At 47.5% G+C, this 922-nt stretch carries 1 pseudogene; it reads left to right on the top strand.

Annotated features, from left to right (window positions below):
- Position 1: 1 nt before the first annotated feature.
- Positions 2-922: pseudogene (locus tag R7Q48_RS25470) on the top strand (ATP-dependent DNA helicase DinG); the annotation flags it as partial.

The raw sequence follows: 922 nt of genomic DNA, 5'->3' as shown, positions 1-922 counted from the left end.
GATTCGCAGTGGCTCTCAAAACCTACAAGTGTAAATCGCTAACTTTGCACTAACACGAGCTCAAAACTATCTTGTCGCTGAAATCGCAAAGACGCTTTGTGGTCAATATCATAAGTCCAATCGAATACTGGTAGCAGAAGCAGGCACAGGGATCGGTAAGTCACTTTCTTATTTGATGGCCGCTATACCAGTTGCCGTGCATAACAACCGCAAAGTCGTTATCTCAACGGCAACCGTCGCGCTTCAAGAACAGCTAGTGAATAAAGACCTTCCTCTATTCCGTCGTATTACAGACAGAGAATTCTCTTTCATTCTTGCCAAAGGTAGGCAGCGCTACTGCTGCGCAGAAAAGCTCGCAACAGCCAGTGGTGTGGATGGCGGTCAACTAGCGATGTTTGAGACCAAGCCAAAGAAAAAAGACATTGAATTACTGGAAACCATGTATCGCTCACTCGCTCAAGGGAAATGGGATGGTGACCGCGACGCTTGGCCTAAACCTATAGACGACCGCATCTGGCAATTGATTGTCAGCGACAAACACAGCTGTAATAACAGTTTGCCAGGTCACAGAGGGTGCCCGTTTCAAAAGGCTCGCTCTGAGTTAGATAAAAATGACGTGATCATCGCGAATCACTCTCTCGTTATGGCTGAAGCTGACTTAGGGGGGGGCGTAATCTTACCAGAGCCAGAAAATACGATTTATGTCTTTGACGAAGCTCACCACCTGCCTCACGTCGCCCGTGATCACGCTTCAGCATCCGCGAGTTTAAAAGGCGCAGCAGCGTGGCTAGAGAAGCTGAATCAGTCAATCAGTAAATTTTCATCACTGGCTGATGAGAAACGTGTCGCTCGATTCCGCAATGACTTGCAAGACTCGGTGCAAAACTTAATACCTGCGCTCACTCAACTGACTAAACAGTTC

The organism is Vibrio sp. 378 (assembly GCF_033339435.1).
This window is presented reverse-complemented; position numbering and strand designations above follow the sequence as displayed.